The sequence below is a fragment of the Pseudomonas sp. FME51 genome (genome assembly GCF_014897305.1).
Genome location: NZ_JABUYN010000001.1, coordinates 34,799 through 55,745, shown reverse-complemented (window position 1 = coordinate 55,745; position 20,947 = coordinate 34,799). Strand labels below are relative to the sequence as shown.

The window sequence follows — 20,947 nt, the reverse complement described above, 5'->3', positions numbered from 1 at the left end:
TCCTTTGATATAAATAGTCTAATTCTGAAGCAACTCTTCTTATTCTGCCACTAACCTTAATAAAAAAATATCATCTTTAATTTACTAGGAATTACACATAATAAAAGACAGAATAGACGAAGAAATAAATTATTTCATTCCCCCCTTATTTTATTTAAATTATTTACTAATTGATGGTGAGTAATGGCCCTGGTAACACAAGCCCGTACTTTGGGTAAATACTTTCTCCTAGTTGACAATATGTTAGTTGTCTTAGGTTTTTTCGTTGTTTTTCCACTTATATCTATTCGTTTCGTCGAACAATTAGGTTGGGCTGGTGTTGTTGTTGGTTTTGCATTAGGTCTTAGACAGCTCGTACAGCAAGGCCTTGGTATTTTTGGCGGCGCGATTGCAGACCGTTTTGGTGCAAAACCCATGATAATAACGGGGATGTTATTACGTGCGTTAGGTTTTGCTTTAATGGCAATGGCAGATCAACCGTGGATACTGTGGTTATCTTGCATTTTATCTGCATTAGGCGGCACGTTATTTGATCCTCCCCGTACTGCACTGGTTATTAAGTTAACGCGTCCTTATGAGCGGGGTCGTTTTTATTCTTTGCTATTGATGCAAGATAGTGCGGGAGCTGTTATTGGTGCACTTATCGGCAGTTGGTTATTACTGTATGATTTTCATTTAGTGTGCTGGGTAGGTGCTGGCGTCTTTGTTATAGCCGCCTTATTTAATGCTTGGTTATTACCTGCTTACCGGATATCAACAACTAGAACCCCGATTAAAGAAGGTTTAAACCGCGTAATACTGGATAAGCGTTTTGTCCGCTATGTTTTAACGCTCACTGGCTATTTTGTCTTATCCGTTCAAGTCATGTTGATGTTTCCTATCATCGTCAATGATATTGCAGGTACACCTACAGCAGTAAAATGGATGTATGCTATTGAAGCGCTGCTCTCTTTAACCTTGCTGTACCCAATTGCACGCTGGAGTGAAAAGCGTTTTAAGTTAGAACAGCGTTTAATGGCTGGCTTATTTTTGATGAGTATCAGTATGTTTCCTGTTGGAATGATCCATTCATTACAAGGTATTTTCTTGATTATTGGCTTATTTTACCTTGGCACCATTACTGCAGAGCCAGCCCGTGAAACCTTAAGTGCATCACTTGCCGATCCTCGCGCTCGTGGTAGTTACATGGGATTTAGTCGCTTAGGATTAGCTTTTGGTGGTGTCATTGGCTATACAGGTGGTGGATGGATGTATGATTTAGGCAAACAATTTGATATGCCAGAATTGCCTTGGTTTTTGTTAGGAACAGTCGGGTTAATAACACTTTACGCACTGCATCGCCAATTTAATCGTAAAAAAATAGAATCAGCCATGCTTACTCCTTAGTTATCAGGTAAACTCTTACTTATCAATGATCAAGGAGTGTTTATGAAAGCTATTTTTCTAACAATCACATTAGTATTAACCTGTTTGGCCACAGGCTGTGATCAGCTAAAACAATTTGATGTGAGTGAAAACCTTATTAATGACTATATTAGCCAGAAAATAAATCTTCAAAAACATATTGGAGAAGATGATGTTGTATCTGCTGATATTAAATTAAGCAATCTTTCAATACAGATTGGTCGTAGTGAGCCGGGTAAAATTAATCTTTCTGGTACAGCCGACCTGAATATTAATTCATTTTTTGGTAAAACGAGTGCAAAGATTGATCTTACATTATCAGGTCAGCCTTTTTACCAAGCCGATAAAGGGGCCATCTACATAAAATCAATGGCTATTGATAGCTATAAAGTATCACCTGAAAAAATGGATGCTGTGATTGTGGCACTAAAACCTTACCTAGATACAACAATCACAACTTACTTTGATAACCATCCTGTTTATGTACTAAACCCTGAAAAAAACAGTGCTCAAGCTGCTGCGTTTAAGCTGGCTAAAGGAATTGAGGTTAAACCGGGTAAATTCGTCATCCAACTCTAATAGTTACACGAGTTGATTAAAAATATTTATCGTCATTACTGAGAAAGGCAAACCTAATGGTTTGCCTTTTTTATGAGTCGTAAAATACTTTAACAAAGAAAATATTGCATCACTCTGTATCGGTATCTTCACCTTCTTCATCATCTGAAAGCTCTTCTCGTAATGCAGATAACGCACCACGTGAAATTGCTGCCAATGTACGATAAAAATGGCTGGTTGCGTGAGCTTCAACCTTACCTAAAAATGTACCTGCCCAAGGTAATAAGTATTCATCAAATAATTGTATTTGAGCTAAAACTTCATCCTCGGTTGAATTATCTTCAAGCCATGAGGCTGCAAGCAATAAAGCACCAAAGCTATCCGTTGCACTTTCCGTTACCGGCATGCCTCTTGCCACTAAAAATTGACGAACATCTTCTTCTTTAATTTCTTCATAATCATGAGCATAAATAGAAACGGCGGGTGTTTCATGACCAAAAAGTGATTGATAATCTGCTTTAACTATCGCTAAATCTTTTACACTCTCTTTTAATGTATTAAATAGCTCATCTTGTTCTAATGGCCATAATTGACTTAGTTTCCCTTCACCAATCATTTTAATAATAGGCGCTAAAATAGGATCACTTGGGTCACGTTGAAATAATGAACCTAAAAGCCGGCAAACGATTGAAAATTCATTCATTGTATTCTTTTCCTATAAAGTTTCGCATTATTGTGCGTCTAATAGTAAGAAAATCAACTTTTTTTCTTCATTTACTCTTTATTATTAATATAAATTTTACGGTATTTAATCTCTTAAAACAGAAAAAGCGCGCTCTTATCATTAAGTCTATTACTTAATATAAGAAACGCGCCTAATCCCATGCCACTTATCTTTTAAAACAGTTTTATCATAACGACATTAAAACTCTTTTATGACAACAGCATTTTTATTGTATTAGTTAACTTGCGATATCAAGAAAATTATCTCTTACACCATTTACACGAAACCATCCTGCAATACTGATCCTCTCTTTATAAGTAGGAAGCACTTCATGAGGGAATTGTTCAGAAAGAAAAACAACTAAGCGCCCTCCTTTGGGAGCAACTGTCGCAAGTGGATTATCGTCTAAATCATAAATCACTAATTCTCCACCATCTTCTTTTGTCCAATCCTCATTAAGATATAACACCGTAGTGAGGCGTCGAGTGATATTTTCCTTAAAAGCATCAAGATGTTTTTTATAAAAAGCCCCTTTCTCATAACACGCAAAATGCGCTTCATATTCAAAAAGGCCTAAAAAAAACTCACGATTAACAGCACGTTGAATAGATTCCATTTGCATTAAATAATGTTGGACAGGCATTCCCATTTCAGGTTCTAACCAACTTATTTTATCGCTACGTATTGTTGTTTCTGCTTGTCTATTCTCATGACGGCCAATACGGGCTTGCTGTGCATTATCGCCAAAACAAGCACGTAGTTGCTGAACAGCCTCTGGCGTGAGGAAATTATCCCACACACACCATCCTTTCTCTGCAATTTGCTCAAGAAGTTCTGCTATATTCATTAAGTATACTGTCTGATAAACATGGGAAACTACTTTATATCACCAAGTTAAGTAAAATTACAATATAATAAATTTATCTTTTCGATAATAGCAATTTATCAGAGATAAATACTATAAAAGTAAAAAATAACAAGATAAATAAAATTTTATCTTTTAAGGTTCACAAATAAATTTTATATAAAATATCTTTTTATAAGAGTCACTTACGACTAAACCCACCAAACTCATAAGAAAAACAAATGATTAATTTAAAAATAATACTTAGCTGATATGTTTTCTAGTTGTTCTTTATTCTTATCATAGAAAAATTTAATTTCTCCTTTTACTTGATGATGAATAATTGTTTTTCTGCTTCCTAAACGTAAAAAAAACAGAGGTAACGACTTTGTTTTCTCTGCTAATTCACTTACAGACATAACCTCTACAGAATCAAGCTGATACTCAATTTTATCTAATTCTTTTTTACATTCATTATATAACTCATCCAATTTATTTTTTATATCATAAAGGGTGATATTTTCATTATTTTTAACTTCTTCAAGAATATTTTTAATTTTTATTTTATTCTTAATATAAATATCCACACTTTTATGATCTAATTTATATTTAGAAATTACATAAGGTTTAAATTTTTCATTCATATTATCTTTCTCTTGTGAAGAAAGCGTTTCTTTTCTCTCTTTTAAATCTAATAAAAATTGTTTTATTTTTTTATTTTCACTAACTAAACTTATCGGTTTTTTGATAATCTGATTTATAAAATCAAATTTCGTTTCACTTAGTCTATAACTGAGCTTATTTTTTGATTTCTTATCAGATGACAACGCTAAGCTAATATCATCCAGTTTATTAATTTTATTAGAAACATCATATTGATTAGGGTATGTATCAAATAATTTATTTATTTTAAGTACTCGTTTATATATTCCTTTTAGCTCTTTTTTATTTTTTTCAAATTCTTTTTTATCTTGTTTATTTCTACTATCAAAAATAACCATATTGAATAAAGAATTAATTTTTTTCTGTGCCATTATCTCAAAGTTTTTAATTGTAGCTAAAGGATACCATTGGATACTATTAGTAGAACTTGTTGTGGATGGTGTAAATTTTAAGTCTCGATAAAATTCAAAACCAAGATCAAAAAAATTAAGATTAATATTTTTGTCTGATGTCTTACTTTCTATCTCACCATAACCAATAAATTTATTTATATTTAAATCAAGCTTAAGAAAATTCAATACTATATTGGCACCTATTGCATTTCTAGGAATAGTAACCCCGGTATTGGGGTTAACACTGACATCAACATTAAAACTCATTTCACTCCTTATTTCATTTCCAAATAAAAGTGTTAATTTTTCATTTCCTTCCAATGTTGAATTATATTTAAGCAGATCTTCTGAGATATCGAGCCCTTGATTAATAAATTCACTAACATTCTCTAAACCAATTTTAAATGAAAAATTAGATTGCTTATCATAATTTACATTAAGTAATGTGCTTGCCATTATAGGAGTTACAACGCCATAATCAATATTGTTATTCTTCCATCGTTGATTAAATCCCCCAACACCTGCTGATAAACCAGCAGTGATATCTGTATTCATCGTATTAATAAATGAAAATATAACTTCCTCTTTTTCATTTTTTGAAAGCATCAAGGAGTGTGTTTTTGCATAATGAGCTAATACAAAAGCATTTACGCCAATATTACCTGGTAAATAGAAAGCATTGATACCAAAGAATGCACGGATATCATTGGCATGGTTAATGATAATACGCTCTTGTTCTTTTAATTCATTGACTAAAGAATAAATAATTTCACCTTGTGTTTTTCCATTATTTATCCCTTTAATAACTTTATTAAGCACAGCATAATCTTTACTTATATTTTTTCTTACTCCATATAAAGCTATATTTTTATTTTTATGAGGTAATATTGATGAATTTATTAATGCTTTAATATTAGAGAATAACCCCCTAAATCCAGGATCAATACTTTTAGCTATATTTACCGCCATTGCAGTATATTTTTTTAATGCATACTGTTGTTTTGCCTTATCAATATGGACCCTAGCATTATCAATGATAGAAGAAAAAAAAGGAATATGTTGGCTACTAAAATTTCCAATTGTTTGAGTAGAAAAAGGTTGTCCTGAATGATAATTTTTATAATTATTTTCACCAATCATTGAATAGAAAGATAAAGGAGGCTCCTGTTTTAAACGAGTCACTTCATATTGATAATTCTTAATAGCAAAAATATTTAAAGGATCAAGGTAATATATTTTTATTTTATTACCTTTATCAACAACGAGTTGAATCTGATTTAATATTGGTTTAATTGCTAATATTTTATCTGTTTCTTTTAATGGAAGCTTAACTTTATGCTTTTTAATGATAGCATTACTGTCAACTTCATCATTATAAGACTCTAGTGTAGCGGGTAATCCTGTTGTAAAAAGCTGGTTATCTTTAATTTCCATTATAATATCCAACCCTTTTCTATTTACTTTTAATACATTATTCTCCTTCAATTCAATAACATTATTAATACTTGATAAATCTTGTTTTAAGTGCTCTTCAACTATATACTTTTCATACTCAACAATAAATTTACTATCAACATTATTTGATGTGTCATCGTTTAAATTATATTCTTTTTCAATTTGTTTGAATTTTATTTTATAGAGTTCACAATTATTTCCTTCTACATTATCCAATTCATTTTTAGTTCTTTTATTTCCAATTAAAAAGCCTTCTGAATTAACATAAAGCTCTTTAAATTTAATGTTATTACTATTTTTAGAATCTATATTAAAAACATTATATTTAAACCCACCCTTCATATACTTTTGATATAATCCAGTAAACAAATCGTGTGTTTTTCCCTTTATTAATATTAAGTCCCCATCATCTGAAAGTGTGACACCCATATTATTAAGCAAGGGCATATTAGTTGAACCTAAGTATACATAATTATTAGCACTATTTAAGCTAAAATACTTTTCTTTTTTTTGTTTATCACTATTTTTAGTGTATTTAATATCACTATTATCAACAGATATTACTTTATTTTTTTCTTTCCGCCCATTAAAAATACCGATAGGCGTTAATTTGTTGACTGTAGTTTTTACTTCATTAATCATTGTATACCTCATCATATTGAAAGCATGAGGTAATAATTAATAAGATAAACGATAAGAGATATCTGTTTACAACCAGATTTTTATTACATTATATAAAAAAAAATAAAAGTGATATTATTTGAAAGTAATGATAAAAAAATAGGCAATAATCTAAAAATTATCGCCTATTTTCTAAAATTAAAATATGAATATGAATACTAGATATTTAATAACCACTACTCATATCGACTACACCAAAAGGGGCCTCCCCTTTTTCAATTCGTTGAATATTCTCAACAATAGTATCCATTGCAATATTTGGAATTGTAAAAGCGGCAATATGTGGCGTAATAGAAACGCGAGGATGCGTCCAAAATGGATGCATTCCCGCTAAAGGTTCTTGAGCAAAAACATCCAAAGTCGCATCAGCAATATGTCCTTGTTCTATTGCTTCTAATAAATCTTGATCAACTAAATGAGCACCACGTGCAAGATTAATTAAATAAGAAGAGGGCTTAAGTTGTTCAAAGAGGGAAAAATTCAAGATACCATGTGTCTCTGGTGTATAAGGCAATAAATTAATCAGTAGATTACACTCTTTTAGAAAATCACTGAGCTGCTCTTTACCATAAAAACTTTCAACATTTTTAATCTGTTTTTTACTACGACTCCAGCAACGAACATTAAAACCCAGTTCTGCGAGCTTAGTCGCAACACTTCCCCCTAAGGCCCCTGCTCCTAAAACACCGATAACAAAGTTATTATAAGAGTGGGAAGGCAGTTGCTTCCATAACCGTTGTGATTGTTGACGTTTATAGTCATCCATACGGCGGAAGTAATACATCACTTTAGCAATCGCATATTCTTGCATTTGAAGTCCCATTCCGGTGTCTTCTAAACGCATAACGGGTACGCCTGTTGGTAAGGTACCCGGTTTTTGTTGCTCTTGTTTTAAAATGGCATCAACACCGGCCCCTAAGGCAAAAATACCTTTAAGGTGGCTACGGCTTGCTAACATCTCATAGGGAGGAAGCCAGACCATGGCATAATCTGCGGGTTCATTATCGCCAGGTTTCCAAGTCCGTATATTGGCATTAGGCAGACGCGCCTTCATACCATTAATCCATGTCTCTGCATCAAAAAAAGGATGATAATAAATTATATTCATTTTGCCTTCCTCCAGCATTTTTACCATAGGGTGCGAGGGTTACGTTCTGATTTCAAGTCTCTTTGAATAAGTTGTTAATAAAAATGTTGAGAATGTTAACCAGTTAACGAAAAACTTAATTCTATTTTCAATACAGTCATCCACATTCACATTGGTTTACTGCATAATTTGTCTAGCATTTGTGCATATTGTTTTTTATTTGACTGCTTGATACTAAAGTTAAAAGAAAAACGCATTTAGCAGTTGACGCTTATGCTCGTTTTCCCTATAGTAGCGCCCCGTTGAGAGATGTTAAGCATATCTCCAACAACAATATGGTGAGGTGTCCGAGTGGCTGAAGGAGCACGCCTGGAAAGTGTGTATACGGCAACGTATCGAGGGTTCGAACCCCTCTCTCACCGCCATATTCTAAGATAGAGCCTCGTTTTTTAACGAGGCTCTATTTTTTTATTCGAAAAATACACATTCCTTAATCTTGTTATCCTTTCTATCATACAGAGCCAACTTTATTTCATTTTTCGATGCCATTTTCATAAGTATACAACATTCGCTTTATTTTATTTTTGCTTAATCGTTTTATTTAATAATTTCTAATATTTCAACAAAATCTGATAATTGATTTTTAAAGCATTATTATAAGTTATGTCATTGTTATTTAACCCTATCGTATTTTTATGATAAAAGGACTTTTTATTATCTTTAAATTTTTCTTTTTATGAATAAACGACATTTATTCTAAAATAAAACGCTTTTTATAATTTAAAAATAAATTTAAACTTTATTTTCATGTAGGCAACAGAATAAATACAATAAGATACATTGTATTATCTCTTTACCTTAACTTATTAGTTTAATTGATTTAATTTTCACTAAGCTTTAAGATATACATTAATAATTTGATGTATCACATTATTATCAGCGAATAAAAGCGATATTCTCTCTTTTCCTTATCGCCGTTATTCGGCATCTGACTTCTTATTTTGGTTTAAGCCTAAATGAAAACTCATAAAGTTAACCGGGTTCGCCCCTTTAGTGCATTTATTGATGCATGTGTAAAAGAGCCTTACTCTTTTGCGCGTTTATTAAAAGATATTATTGCAGGGATCACCGTCGGAATTATCGCGATACCTTTAGCTATGGCATTGGCAATAGGTAGCGGTGTTCCTCCGCAATACGGTCTTTATACCGCAGCTATTGCCGGTATAGTCATTGCTGTTTCTGGTGGCTCTCGCTACAGTGTTTCAGGCCCCACCGCCGCATTTGTCGTCATACTTTATCCTGTCTCGCAACAATTTGGCTTAAGTGGTTTGCTAATCGCTACGCTAATGTCTGGTATCATTTTAGTCGTTATGGGATTGGCTCGCTTTGGCAAGCTCATTGAGTATATACCTGTTTCTGTCACACTCGGGTTTACCTCAGGGATTGCCATCACTATAGCCACCATGCAAATAAAAGACTTTTTCGGTCTTGAAATGGCACATGTGCCAGAAACCTATATTGATAAAATTATTGCCTTGGGTGCAGCATTACCTACAATTCATCTTGGTGATACACTTATAGGCCTGACAACCCTATTTGTTTTAATATATTGGCCTAAATTGAATTTGCGTTTACCTGGCCATTTGCCCGCTTTAATTGCGGGTACTGCAGTAATGGGTGTTGTTAATTTATTAGGTCATGATGTTGCGACTATTGGCTCTCAATTTAGTTATATGCTTCCAAATGGTTCTACCGGGCAAGGCATTCCGCCCATTCTGCCTCAGTTTGTCTTACCTTGGAATTTACCAAGCACTGGTGCTTCTTTGGAATTAAATTGGAGTACTGTTTCTGCTTTATTACCAGCAGCTTTCTCAATGGCAATGTTGGGAGCAATTGAATCGCTATTATGTGCAGTTGTTCTTGATGGTATGACAGGTAAAAAGCACCACTCTAATGGTGAATTAGTGGGTCAAGGTGTCGGTAATATTGTCGCCCCCTTCTTTGGTGGTATTACTGCCACAGCAGCAATTGCTCGTTCAGCGGCTAACGTGCGTGCAGGTGCGACATCACCGGTTTCTGCTATTGTTCACTCATTATTAGTATTACTCACCTTACTTGTATTAGCGCCCTTTCTTTCTTATCTACCTTTAGCAGCGATGTCAGCATTGTTATTAATTGTTGCATGGAATATGAGTGAAGCGCGTAAAGTTATTGACCTTATTCGTCACGCCCCTAAAGACGATATTATTGTCTTAGTATTATGTTTATCGCTCACCGTTCTCTTTGATATGGTGATTGCAATTACTATCGGTATTGTATTGGCTTCATTATTATTTATGCGTCGTATCGCGAATATGACCAAAATAACCGAATCCCCTTATACCGATGATGATAAACAATTATTAGTTGTGCGTATTAATGGCCCATTATTCTTTGCTGCGGCAGAGCGTATTTTTAATGAATTACGTGAGCGTAGTAAGGGTTATAAGACCGTTATTATGCAGTGGGATGCCGTGCCAGTCTTAGATGCTGGGGGCTTACATGCATTCCAACATTTTGTGACTGATGTAAAACATGACACGCATGTAATTGTTTGTGATATTCCTTTTCAACCTTTAAAAACCTTAGCAAGAGCGCGAGTCACTCCCATTGAAGGAGAACTGAATTTTTATCCTTCATTACAAAAAGCATTGGATGATTTGGAGTTAATTCAGTAATAGCTTTCTAAAATACCCGAGAATAACTCAGCCTTTAATCACTTATTTATTAATGATTAAAGGCTGAAATCCAAATAATTTTTAATTCAAAAAAATACAAATCAAATTTAAATAAACTTTTAATGAGTCATCAAAACCAAATTACTTATTTAAATAAGATTGAAATGGTTTATTTATCCCACTTCCTTGCACACCCTTTTTTAATAAATCTTGATAAAGTGCATTCATTCCCAGCCAGTGATTTTCACACCATTCAGGGGCTAATAAAGTCGGTTTTCTGGCACTGGCGCTTACGCGATGATAAATAATGTCAGGAGGTGTATATCGGATCATCTCACCCGCGGTATACACATATTGCTCTTGTGTCAATGCGTTAATACGCCCTGCTTTCCATGCTTTCGCTATCGTACTGCCTTCAACAATATGCAAAGGGTGTAATTTAAGCCCATCAGTACCTGTTTCGACAACACGCGTTAAGGTTTGCATATTAAGTAAATGGTCTTCTCGGGGTAATCCTACAATAAGGTGCGTACACACTTTTAAACCTCGACGACGGGCTTCGCGTGTCGTCGCTTGGTAGCACTGAAAATCATGTCCACGGTTAATATGTTTAAGTATTTTATTATGCGCAGTTTGTAACCCTAATTCTAACCACACTTCATAACCTTGGTCATGGTAGCCTTGTAATAAATCCAATACGCTAACAGGCACGCAATCAGGGCGTGTTCCGACGCACAATCCCACAATATTCGCTTGTAATAATGCCGTTTCGTACATTATTCGCAAATACTCTACTTCTGCATAAGTACTGGTATAGGCTTGAAAATAGGCCAGATAACGGCGAGCACGATCAATACGTTTAGCTTGTTGTGTGATTTGTTCTTCAATAGAACTGAATTGTGTTTGCTCATTTGCAAACGAAGAGACATTACAAAAAGTGCAGCCACCACGCCCTAATGTGCCATCTCGATTAGGACAATTGAAACCGCCATGGAGGGTGATTTTATGAATTTTTTCGTGATAACGGCGCTGAAGATCAGCGCCGAACATATTCACGACTGTATGCAGTTGCATAACGTAATTTATTTGCTGGTATCTAACTCAGGAAAGTTTTTTACCACATCATCAATTGCTTTAATTTGAGCTAAGAATGGCTCTAACTTAGCAAGTGGTAATGCAGATGGGCCGTCACAACGTGCATTTTCTGGATCTGGATGAGCTTCCAGAAATAAGCCTGCAAGACCCACTGCCATACCTGCTCGCGCTAACTCTGCAACTTGTGCACGGCGCCCACCCGATGCAGCACCAAACGGGTCACGGCATTGCAGTGAATGTGTTACGTCAAAAATAACGGGGGCGCCTTGAGAAGCCTGCATCATGACATGGAAACCTAGCATATCAACAACCAAGTTATCGTAACCAAAGTTACTCCCACGATCACATAGAATAACTTGGTCATTGCCGCCTTCTTTAAACTTATCAACGATATTCCCCATTTGACCAGGACTAACAAACTGAGGTTTTTTTACGTTGATCACAGCACCTGTTTTCGCCATTGCTTCAACAAGATCTGTTTGACGTGCTAAAAATGCCGGTAATTGAATCACATCAACCACTTCTGATACTGGCTGTGCTTGTGAGGCTTCATGAACATCTGTAATAATTTTAACGCCAAAAGTCTCTTTTAACTCTTGGAAAATTTTCATTCCTTCTTCTAAACCAGGACCACGATAAGAGTGGATAGAAGAACGGTTTGCTTTATCAAAAGAAGCTTTAAATACATAAGGAATATTCAGCTTTTGAGTAACAGTGACGTAGTGTTCACAAATACGCATGGCTAAATCGCGCGATTCTAATACATTCATGCCACCAAAAAGCACAAAGGGTAGATCATTTGCTACCTTGATATCACCAATATTCACCACTTTATGTTGCATATTTATTCCTATACTGTTTGTAAATACTATTTTAATAGTACGTATTTAAATTTTTAATGTAGAACAATAGCATGCTGTTCTATCGAATGAATTTGAATTTTGATCATCTCTGAAATGGGATCTTCTGGGCATTGCTCAACAAAATAGTTTAAGTCAGAAATAGCCACATGATGACACTCTAACTGAGCAAAAATCAGCCCGCGATCTCTTATCTCATAAGGATCTTCGGGATCAAACATTAAAACAGTTTCACTTGCTTTTAATGCTTGCTCCATATTTTTTTCTTCCATTAAAGAAACTTTCAACGTATCTAAAAGCTTACGAATAATGGAGCTGTATTCTGATTCTTCTAAATCAGCGTCTAATAACACAGCATTATTTCCTACATTCCCTTTTAACCAAATTTCTAGGGTATGTTGTGATAAATATTCACCATTTATTGGGTTTAAAAATAGCGTTTGTTCATTAGGAATATCTATTCTAATAATGAGTTGTGTAGGATAAATAACAGGCGCTAATGGTAGGTTTAAGGCTTGTGCAATATAAATAAGAATCGACCCCAGTGAGACAGGAGAACCTATGTGGGTCGCCAATACTTTATCTAACCATAGAGTATCAGAAAGGCAATATTTGCCACTCGCACCACTAAAATGCCACTGTTTATAAAACAGTTTTAACAAGGCTTCTATTTTCTCTTTGGTGTTTCCTTGCTGGGGAATTTCAGCTTCTGCTTGCTCAACTAATTGAGCTAGCTGATAACTCACCGAAGGAGTCGGAAAATCAGGTCGAATGGCCTGAGAGATAAGGATCATGCCCTTTACTAAAGGGGCTTTATTAAATTCGTAATCAGCTATGGTTTCTATCATAATTCCAACGACCTACTGTCACTCGCTCATTACCGCCATAATCACGGAAAGTTTCCACACAGCAGTAACCCTTATCAGTAAAAATTTTGCGTACACCTTCACCTTGCTGCCAGCCGTGTTCTAGTAATACCCAGCCTTTATCAGTTAAAAACTGACGTGCAGTTTCAATGATAATTTCGATATCAGCAAAACCATTTTTACCAGAAACTAATGCGGTTAAAGGTTCAAAACGAACATCTCCTTGATGAATATGCTCATCATTTTCATCTATGTAAGGAGGATTACTAATTATCATACCAAATTGATACCCTGAGAGTGAACTAAACCAACAACTTTCCATAAATTCAGTGTTGTTTAATGCTAAGTGGGTCGCATTCTCTTGGGCTAGCGCAACTGCCTCAGTTTGAAAGTCCACGCCGATAATATGGCAATCAGGACGTTCTGATGCCATAGCTAGGGCTATTGCACCTGTTCCTGTACCCAAATCAAGAATATTTGTTGGTACTGTGGGAAGTTTTTCTAACGCTTGCTCAACAAGGCATTCAGTATCAGGGCGGGGAATTAATGTGGTTGGTGAGACTTTTAAAGGCAGTGACCAAAACTCTCTTTCGCCCACTAAATAGGCGATAGGCTCGCCTTTAATACGCCGAGCGAGTAATTGTGATAATTGCGCTAACTCATCTTGTGAAAGTAACGTTTCATTAAAAGCAATTAAATACGTTCGGGCACGTTGTGTTACATGCCCAAGAATAATTTCAGCATCTCGTTTAGGACTATCACTTTCAATTAATTGCAAGGCTGCTTGATGCAGCCATTGTTCATAATTCATTAATTTAACTCAGAAAGTGCAGAAAGCTGATCTGCTTGGTATTCAGTGACAATAGGTTGAATAAGTGGATCTAACTTTCCTTCCATCACTTCATCTAAGCGATAAAATGTGAGGTTAATCCGGTGATCTGTGACGCGACCTTGTGGAAAGTTATACGTCCGTATACGATCAGAACGATCGCCTGAGCCTAATAAGTTGCGACGCTCAGAAGCCTCAGCTTCATGACGCTTTTGCATTTCAGCTGCACGAATACGCGCCCCTAATACAGACATTGCTTTCGCTTTATTTTTATGTTGTGAACGTTCATCCTGACACTCCACCACAATCCCTGTTGGAATATGCGTAATACGAATTGCCGAATCGGTGGTATTAACGTGCTGACCACCGGCACCCGATGAACGAAATGTATCAATACGCAAATCACTTGGGCTAATGTCAGGTAATTCGGCTTCTGGCACTTCAGCTAATACCGCAACCGTACAAGCCGAGGTATGAATACGACCTTGAGATTCTGTTTCAGGTACGCGCTGAACACGGTGGCCACCGGATTCAAACTTCAATACCCCATAGGCACCATCACCAATTACTTTTGCAATGACCTCTTTATAGCCACCATGCTCACCTTCGTTCGCATTCATGACTTCAATACGCCAGCGTCGCGATTCTGCATAACGGCTATACATGCGGAATAAGTCACCCGCAAATAGCGCAGCTTCATCGCCTCCTGTTCCTGCACGAATTTCAAGAAAACAGTTAAATTCATCATCAGGATCTTTAGGCAATAACAGTACTTGTAGCTGTTGCTCTAAATTATCATTTAATGTTTGTGCTTCTTTCAGCTCTTCTTGCGCCATCTCTTTCATTTCAGGATCATCAAGCATCATTTCTGCTGCTTCGATGTCGTCTTGCACTTTTCGCCATTGACTAAAACAAGCCGTGACGTCGGTTAATTGAGAGTATTCTTTTGAAAGCGCACGAAAACGCTCCTGAGAGGCAATCACATCGGCTTCTGACAGAAGTGCCTGAATTTCTTCATAACGCTCTTGTAGAGCTTCCAACTTAGCGACAATAGAAGGCTTCATTCGTAGATTAAGATCCTGTTAGACAAAGTTAATTATGGGTAATACCCAAACTTTCACGTAATAGATTCAGGCGTTCGATATCACCATCACTGGCGGCCTGTTGAAGAGATTTCGTTGGTGTGTGAATAAGACGATTCATCAATTGATGAGAGAGCTGTTGAATGACTTTTTCCGCATCAGCTCCATTTTGTATCAACGTGATGGCTTTTTCTGTCATTTCTGCACGTAACGTCTCTGCGCTGTCTCGATATTCTCGAATTGCGCCAACAGCACCTTGAGCACGCAGCCAATCCATAAATTGTCCACTTTCTTGTTGGACAATATGTTCAGCCTGAACAGCAGCCGCTTGGCGCTGTTCACGATTATGTTGAATAATTGCTTCTAAATCATCAACGCTATAAAGATAGACGTTATTCAGCTTTTCAACATCCTGCTCAATATCACGAGGTACTGCAATATCCACCAGCAACATGGGTTGATTACGACGTTTTTTAAGCGCCCTTTCAACCATTCCTTTCCCAATAATGGGTAAAGGACTTGCGGTAGAACTAATGACAATATCAGCTTGTGCTAGGCATTCATCAATCTCAGATAACGTAATGACCTCCGCATCAACTTCACTCGCTAAACGCTGAGCACGCTCTTTAGTACGGTTAGCAATAATGATTTTTTTGACTTGATGTTCACGTAAGTGACGAGCCACTAACTCTATCGTCTCACCTGCTCCCACTAATAAAATGGTCAGAGAGGATAACGATTCAAAGATTTGACGCGCTAAGGTACATGCTGCAAAAGCGACAGAAACCGCATTGGCACCGATTTGTGTTTCTGTTCTCACTCTTTTCGCAACTGAAAAAGATTTCTGAAACAAACGTTCCAGCTCTGAAGAGAGCGAGTCGTAATTTTGAGAATCGGCAAAGGCTTTTTTTACTTGCCCTAAAATTTGAGGCTCACCTAATACCAAAGAGTCCAAACCGCTTGCCACTCGCATTAAATGGCTAACAGCTTGATTATCTTGATGCCAATAAATACTGCTTTGCAGTTCATTTGGCTCTATTTGGTGATATTGACATAACCAGCGGATCAATTGCTCATGGCTATTTTCTTTGTCTTCCATACTAAGATAGAGCTCAGTACGGTTACAGGTAGACAGCACAACACCGCCTCTGACAGCGGGTTGCTGTAAGAGGTTATTTAAGGCATCACCCATGGTATCGGGAGAAAAAGAGACTTTCTCACGTAAAGCAACGGGGGCTGTTTTATGATTAATACCTAATGCTAATAACGTCATATCAACTATATCGAGTTATGAATAAATACTGCCTCGCGACTTGACTTAGTGTAAACCTAAAACAGCGCATTTAGTATGGACTCTTTATTTCCGCCATTCTACTTGATGAACAGATTCAATAAAAGAGCTTACTTGAGTGATAGGGGATTTCTATACACAATTTAACGAAATATCGTTAAATCATAAGGTTTATGATACTCTTTTTTTCAACTAATAACGAATTAAAGGAATGTCTCAGCTATGCGTTCACGCTTTTTTTCAACTAAACATCTCCTGCGCCTCATCCCGCTAACGGCGCTATTGCTGAGTGCCTGTAATCTAAATCAGATAAAAACGCAGGGTTCAGCTTCTGATAATGATGTTCAATGGCAAGCTCGCCAACAAGTATTAAAGAATATTTCACAATATGAAACGCGAGGCGCTTTTGCTTATATGGAAGATACCAGCAAAACCTATGCCCGTTTCTATTGGCAAGACAAAGCAGATGAGCGTTATCGTTTATTGTTAACCAATCCATTAGGCACCACAGAACTTGATTTAAATGTTATGCCTGGTGTGATTGAAGTTACGGATAATAAAGGTCAAAAATATTATAGCGATAACCCTGCTGAAATGATCTATCAGCTCACAGGAATGGTTATTCCACTAAAAAATTTACGAGCATGGCTGGTAGGTTTACCCGGAGATGCAACTGATTTCGAGTTAGATGCAAATCATTTATTAAAATCGGTCACCCTACCTGCACCTGAAGGTGAATGGGTCGTCACTTATCAAGCTTATGATTCAAGCACGACTCCCAACTTGCCACAACGCCTCGAGTTAAAACAAGGTGAACGCATTATCAAATTAAAAATGGATAATTGGGATATACAGCAATGACACTAAATTGGCCATCTCCTGCCAAATTAAACCTTTTTCTCTATATTACGGGAAAGCGTCCCGATGGTTATCACAATCTGCAAACCCTATTTCAATTTTTAGATTATGGCGATACATTAACCATTACACCTCGTGATGATACTCAATTAACTATCTTAACGCCTATAGAGGGTGTAAAAGATGAAGATAATTTAATTATTAAAGCTGCTAAATTACTGCGTGATTATTGCCAACAACATAATATTGCTTTGCAATTTTACGGCGCAGATATTCGTGTTGATAAAAAGCTCCCAATGGGAGGTGGCTTAGGTGGAGGTTCATCGAACGCCGCAACGACACTCATTGCACTTAATTACCATTGGCAGGCGGGTCTAAGTGATGAAACCTTAGCCGAATTAGGGATGAGTTTAGGCGCTGATGTTCCCGTTTTTGTAAAAGGTCATGCAGCGTTCGCCGAAGGTGTTGGTGAAATTTTGACCTTTGCTGACCCGAAAGAGCAATGGTATTTAGTTGCACACCCCGGAATTTCCATTCCAACACCGACAATCTTCACAGATCCAGAATTAAAACGTAATTCTCCTATTCGCTCTCTTGGCGCATTATTAAAGGCTCCGTTCGAGAATGACTGTGAAATGATCGCAAGAAAACGTTTTCGTGAGGTTGAATATCTGCTTTCGTGGCTGTTAGAATATGCTCCGTCACGCTTAACTGGGACAGGTGCCTGTGTGTTCGGTGAGTTCGAATCACAAGTTGCCGCTAGTGAAGTGTTAATTAACGCCCCTGAGTGGGTGCATGGATTTGTAGCGCAAGGCGTCAACATTTCTCCTCTGCATTTATTCCGCTCAAGGATACCTGTGTTATTGCACCCGTAAGATGATGTTTACAAACCCTATGTTCATAAACACGTTCTTTACAGGTCAACAATATCTCTCTCTGGACGCAAGCCTGAGGTTTTTCTCGTGCCCGATATGAAGCTTTTTGCTGGTAACGCAACCCCGGAACTGGCTCAACGTGTTGCCAACCGACTCTACACTAGCCTAGGAGACGCGGCTGTAGGTCGTTTTAGCGACGGTGAAGTCAGTGTGCAAATCAACGAAAACGTACGTGGTGGTGATGTATTTATCATTCAATCAACCTGTGCACCTACTAATGATAATTTAATGGAATTAGTGGTCATGGTTGACGCATTACGTCGAGCTTCCGCTGGTCGTATCACTGCTGTTATTCCTTACTTCGGTTATGCCCGTCAGGATCGCCGTGTTCGTTCAGCCCGTGTTCCTATTACGGCAAAAGTTGTTGCGGATTTCTTATCTAGTGTAGGCGTAGACCGCGTTTTAACCTGCGACTTACACGCAGAACAAATCCAAGGGTTCTTTGATGTACCGGTTGACAATGTCTTCGGCAGCCCAATTCTTTTAGAAGATATGCTTCAAAAAGATTTGGACAACCCTATTGTTGTTTCTCCAGATATTGGCGGTGTTGTTCGCGCTCGTGCTATCGCAAAACTGCTAAATGACACCGATATGGCTATCATTGATAAACGTCGCCCTCGTGCTAACGTTTCTCAAGTTATGCATATTATTGGTGATGTTGCGAATCGCGACTGTATCCTTGTTGACGATATGATCGACACAGGTGGTACATTATGTAAAGCGGCTGAAGCACTGAAAGAACGTGGTGCTAAACGTGTATTTGCTTATGCAACTCACCCAATCTTCTCTGGTAATGCTGTTGAGAACATCAAAAGCTCTGTTATTGATGAAGTGATTGTTTGCGATACAATTCCATTGTCAGCAGAAATCAAAGCATTAAATAAAGTCCGTTCATTGACGCTTTCAGGCATGTTGGCTGAAGCCATTCGCCGTATTAGTAATGAAGAGTCAATCTCTGCAATGTTTGAACATTAATTTGTTATAAACACTCATTGCAATTTGAGATAACTAAACCCGCTATAGCATTTGCTGTAGCGGGTTTTTTGTCATTTAATTTTATTGAGAGATTAAATTTTAGTGAATAAAAAACCCGTCACAAAATATAAACGGGTTTATAGGTGTGTATTACAATGCATAATGACAACAGTTATTCACGTAATATCAGTTTATTTTAAATTCCGTTATTATTTTTATTTTATCTATTCTGATATTTATTTATAATAACAACATTATGGATAACGATGATTATCATGGCGACGATAACGTTCATCATGATTACGTAACCACCAATACCTTTCTGCTATTGTTTCTCTACCACCAATACGGGCGCCCGCTAACCAAACTAGAGCACCAATAAAGATCCCCATTAAAGAGATATCGGCTAAAAATTCAGGAAGTCCTAATGGGAAGATATGGCTAAAAAGTGTATAACCCAAGCTACTGAGCATCACAACCATCCCCGTAGCCATACATAAATTACCAACCGCAAATGCATGTTTATATTTCATGTTACACCTCCACAAGCGCGTCATCTGACGATTCAACACCAAAACACTTCGAATAACCTTTTATTCATTGCAGTTATTATAGCCATAAATACTAAGAAGGTATTGTCGAAGCGATCACATCGTTCTGAAATTCACTGACAAATCTTCACAAAAAATGTGTTTTTATTTCTTTTAAAAAGAAAATAACGTTATTTTTAACGCTTTCGCTCTTTTTGTTAAATCAAAACGTCAACATTTCGTTCACTAATGGCTTCTAAAAACGTTCAATGCAATCTATTTTGTGCTTCGGCGCGTAGACAGGTAAACTATGGGCTTTCTTTTTAGACGATAACAATGAAAGGCTATTGTGAGTAAAATTAAACTTATCGTCGGGTTAGCAAACCCCGGTGCAGATTATGCCCAGACTCGTCATAATGCGGGTGCTTGGTATGTAGATTTATTGGCTCAACGTCATCAACAATCTCTAAAAGAAGAGAGTAAATTCTTTGGTTACACCGCACGCATTAATTTGAATGGTAATGATGTTCGATTATTAGTCCCGACCACCTTTATGAACTTAAGTGGTAAAGCCGTGCAGGCGATGGCTAATTTCTATCGTATTGAGCTTGATGAAATTTTAGTGGCGCACGATGAACTTGATTTACCTCCTGGTGTTGCCAAAATGAAATTAGGTGGTGGTAATGGCGGTCATAACGGATTAAAAGACATTCAAAGTAAATTTGCGAATAACCCAAATTTTTATCGTTTACGTATTGGTATTGGTCATCCTGGTGATAAAAATAAAGTTGTTGGCTTTGTATTAGGCAAACCACCAATGAGTGAACAAAAATTAATTGATGACGCTATTGATGAAGCCCTTTCGTGTACAGATATTTTAATGCGTGATGGTTATGAAAAAGCAATAAATCGCTTACATAGCTTTAAAGCGTAATTGTTGTGTTAATAAATTAAACAATTTTCATTATTCTGAGGGCCTAGTTCCCCTCTTCTTTTGTGCTATTAATCCCTGATGATTTAATCAAACAGGGATTTGTTCTATAATGGCGCCAAATTTTTTTAACAGCACACAACAGGAACACTCCCTCCTGTTGTTTTTAT

Annotated in this window: 18 protein-coding genes and 1 tRNA gene; 8 read left to right on the top strand and 11 right to left on the bottom strand. The window is 36.7% G+C overall.

Annotation, left to right across the window (positions count from 1 at the left end):
- Window positions 1–183: 183 nt before the first annotated feature.
- Together mdtH and INT39_RS00280 are read left to right on the top strand one after the other, a co-directional pair.
- Window positions 184–1,386 carry a multidrug efflux MFS transporter MdtH gene (mdtH, locus tag INT39_RS00285; protein WP_193016521.1) on the top strand — a complete coding sequence of 401 codons (1,203 nt, stop codon included), beginning with the start codon at window positions 184–186 and terminating at the stop codon, window positions 1,384–1,386.
- A 42-nt stretch (window positions 1,387–1,428) separates the two neighbouring features.
- Window positions 1,429–1,983, top strand: a complete 555-nt coding sequence (locus INT39_RS00280; protein WP_193016520.1) for a lipoprotein — start codon at window positions 1,429–1,431, stop codon at window positions 1,981–1,983.
- A 109-nt stretch (window positions 1,984–2,092) separates the two neighbouring features.
- On the opposite strand, the gene INT39_RS00275 is transcribed toward INT39_RS00280, so the two are convergent.
- The 4 genes from INT39_RS00275 to ghrA all read right to left on the bottom strand — a co-directional run bounded on the left by INT39_RS00275 (window position 2,093) and on the right by ghrA (window position 7,829).
- On the bottom strand, window positions 2,093–2,665 hold the full coding sequence (locus INT39_RS00275; RefSeq protein WP_193016519.1) for a molecular chaperone: 573 nt from the start codon (window positions 2,663–2,665) through the stop codon (window positions 2,093–2,095).
- 259 nt (window positions 2,666–2,924) lie between these two features.
- A complete protein-coding gene (locus tag INT39_RS00270) occupies window positions 2,925–3,533 on the bottom strand; it encodes a 2OG-Fe(II) oxygenase (RefSeq protein WP_193016518.1) in 609 nt (202 codons plus the stop codon).
- Window positions 3,534–3,781: 248 nt separating this feature from the next.
- Window positions 3,782–6,682 carry a hypothetical protein gene (locus tag INT39_RS00265; protein ID WP_193016517.1) on the bottom strand — a complete coding sequence of 967 codons (2,901 nt, stop codon included), beginning with the start codon at window positions 6,680–6,682 and terminating at the stop codon, window positions 3,782–3,784.
- A gap of 205 nt (window positions 6,683–6,887) precedes the next feature.
- Window positions 6,888–7,829, bottom strand: coding sequence for a glyoxylate/hydroxypyruvate reductase GhrA (ghrA, locus tag INT39_RS00260; protein ID WP_193016516.1), 942 nt, complete (start codon window positions 7,827–7,829; stop codon window positions 6,888–6,890).
- A gap of 316 nt (window positions 7,830–8,145) precedes the next feature.
- Between ghrA and INT39_RS00255 the strand changes: the two genes are divergently transcribed.
- Together INT39_RS00255 and dauA are read left to right on the top strand one after the other, a co-directional pair.
- Window positions 8,146–8,233, top strand: a tRNA-Ser gene (locus INT39_RS00255).
- 591 nt (window positions 8,234–8,824) lie between these two features.
- Window positions 8,825–10,525, top strand: a complete 1,701-nt coding sequence (gene dauA / locus INT39_RS00250) for a C4-dicarboxylic acid transporter DauA (protein ID WP_193016515.1) — start codon at window positions 8,825–8,827, stop codon at window positions 10,523–10,525.
- A gap of 141 nt (window positions 10,526–10,666) precedes the next feature.
- Here dauA and INT39_RS00245 read toward each other — a convergent pair whose 3' ends face one another.
- From INT39_RS00245 to hemA, 6 genes are read right to left on the bottom strand one after another with little or no spacing between them, the layout of a single operon-like run.
- Window positions 10,667–11,575 (bottom strand): TIGR01212 family radical SAM protein, encoded by a 909-nt coding sequence (locus INT39_RS00245; protein WP_226944499.1) that lies wholly within the window; start codon window positions 11,573–11,575, stop codon window positions 10,667–10,669.
- Window positions 11,576–11,607: 32 nt separating this feature from the next.
- The gene (gene kdsA / locus INT39_RS00240) at window positions 11,608–12,462 is read right to left on the bottom strand and encodes a 3-deoxy-8-phosphooctulonate synthase (RefSeq protein ID WP_193016513.1); all 855 of its coding nucleotides are present in this window, start codon (window positions 12,460–12,462) and stop codon (window positions 11,608–11,610) included.
- A 53-nt stretch (window positions 12,463–12,515) separates the two neighbouring features.
- Window positions 12,516–13,328: an invasion regulator SirB1 gene (gene sirB1, locus INT39_RS00235; protein WP_226894095.1), complete on the bottom strand. Its 813-nt coding sequence runs from the start codon at window positions 13,326–13,328 to the stop codon at window positions 12,516–12,518.
- Window positions 13,309–14,157, bottom strand: coding sequence for a peptide chain release factor N(5)-glutamine methyltransferase (gene prmC / locus INT39_RS00230; protein WP_193016512.1), 849 nt, complete (start codon window positions 14,155–14,157; stop codon window positions 13,309–13,311). Before prmC ends, sirB1 begins: the two co-directional genes overlap by 20 nt.
- Window positions 14,157–15,239 carry a peptide chain release factor 1 gene (gene prfA, locus INT39_RS00225; protein WP_193016511.1) on the bottom strand — a complete coding sequence of 361 codons (1,083 nt, stop codon included), beginning with the start codon at window positions 15,237–15,239 and terminating at the stop codon, window positions 14,157–14,159. Before prfA ends, prmC begins: the two co-directional genes overlap by 1 nt.
- Before the next feature lie 28 nt (window positions 15,240–15,267).
- The gene (gene hemA / locus INT39_RS00220; protein ID WP_193016510.1) at window positions 15,268–16,530 is read right to left on the bottom strand and encodes a glutamyl-tRNA reductase; all 1,263 of its coding nucleotides are present in this window, start codon (window positions 16,528–16,530) and stop codon (window positions 15,268–15,270) included.
- Between the two features lie 240 nt (window positions 16,531–16,770).
- Between hemA and lolB the strand changes: the two genes are divergently transcribed.
- From lolB to prs, 3 genes are all read left to right on the top strand, one after another.
- Entirely contained in the window at window positions 16,771–17,409 is a 639-nt protein-coding gene (lolB, locus tag INT39_RS00215) for a lipoprotein insertase outer membrane protein LolB (protein ID WP_193016509.1), read from the top strand.
- Window positions 17,406–18,281, top strand: a complete 876-nt coding sequence (ispE, locus tag INT39_RS00210; protein ID WP_193016508.1) for a 4-(cytidine 5'-diphospho)-2-C-methyl-D-erythritol kinase — start codon at window positions 17,406–17,408, stop codon at window positions 18,279–18,281. The genes lolB and ispE overlap by 4 nt, the downstream gene beginning before the upstream one ends.
- A 96-nt stretch (window positions 18,282–18,377) precedes the next feature.
- Window positions 18,378–19,316, top strand: coding sequence for a ribose-phosphate diphosphokinase (gene prs, locus INT39_RS00205; RefSeq protein WP_226894097.1), 939 nt, complete (start codon window positions 18,378–18,380; stop codon window positions 19,314–19,316).
- Window positions 19,317–19,570: 254 nt separating this feature from the next.
- Here the strand turns inward: prs and ychH are convergent, their stop codons facing one another.
- On the bottom strand, window positions 19,571–19,849 hold the full coding sequence (ychH, locus tag INT39_RS00200; RefSeq protein ID WP_193016506.1) for a stress-induced protein YchH: 279 nt from the start codon (window positions 19,847–19,849) through the stop codon (window positions 19,571–19,573).
- Window positions 19,850–20,195: 346 nt separating this feature from the next.
- Between ychH and pth the strand changes: the two genes are divergently transcribed.
- Complete coding sequence (pth, locus tag INT39_RS00195; RefSeq protein ID WP_193016505.1) at window positions 20,196–20,780, top strand: aminoacyl-tRNA hydrolase; 585 nt, start codon at window positions 20,196–20,198, stop codon at window positions 20,778–20,780.
- Window positions 20,781–20,947: the final 167 nt, after the last annotated feature.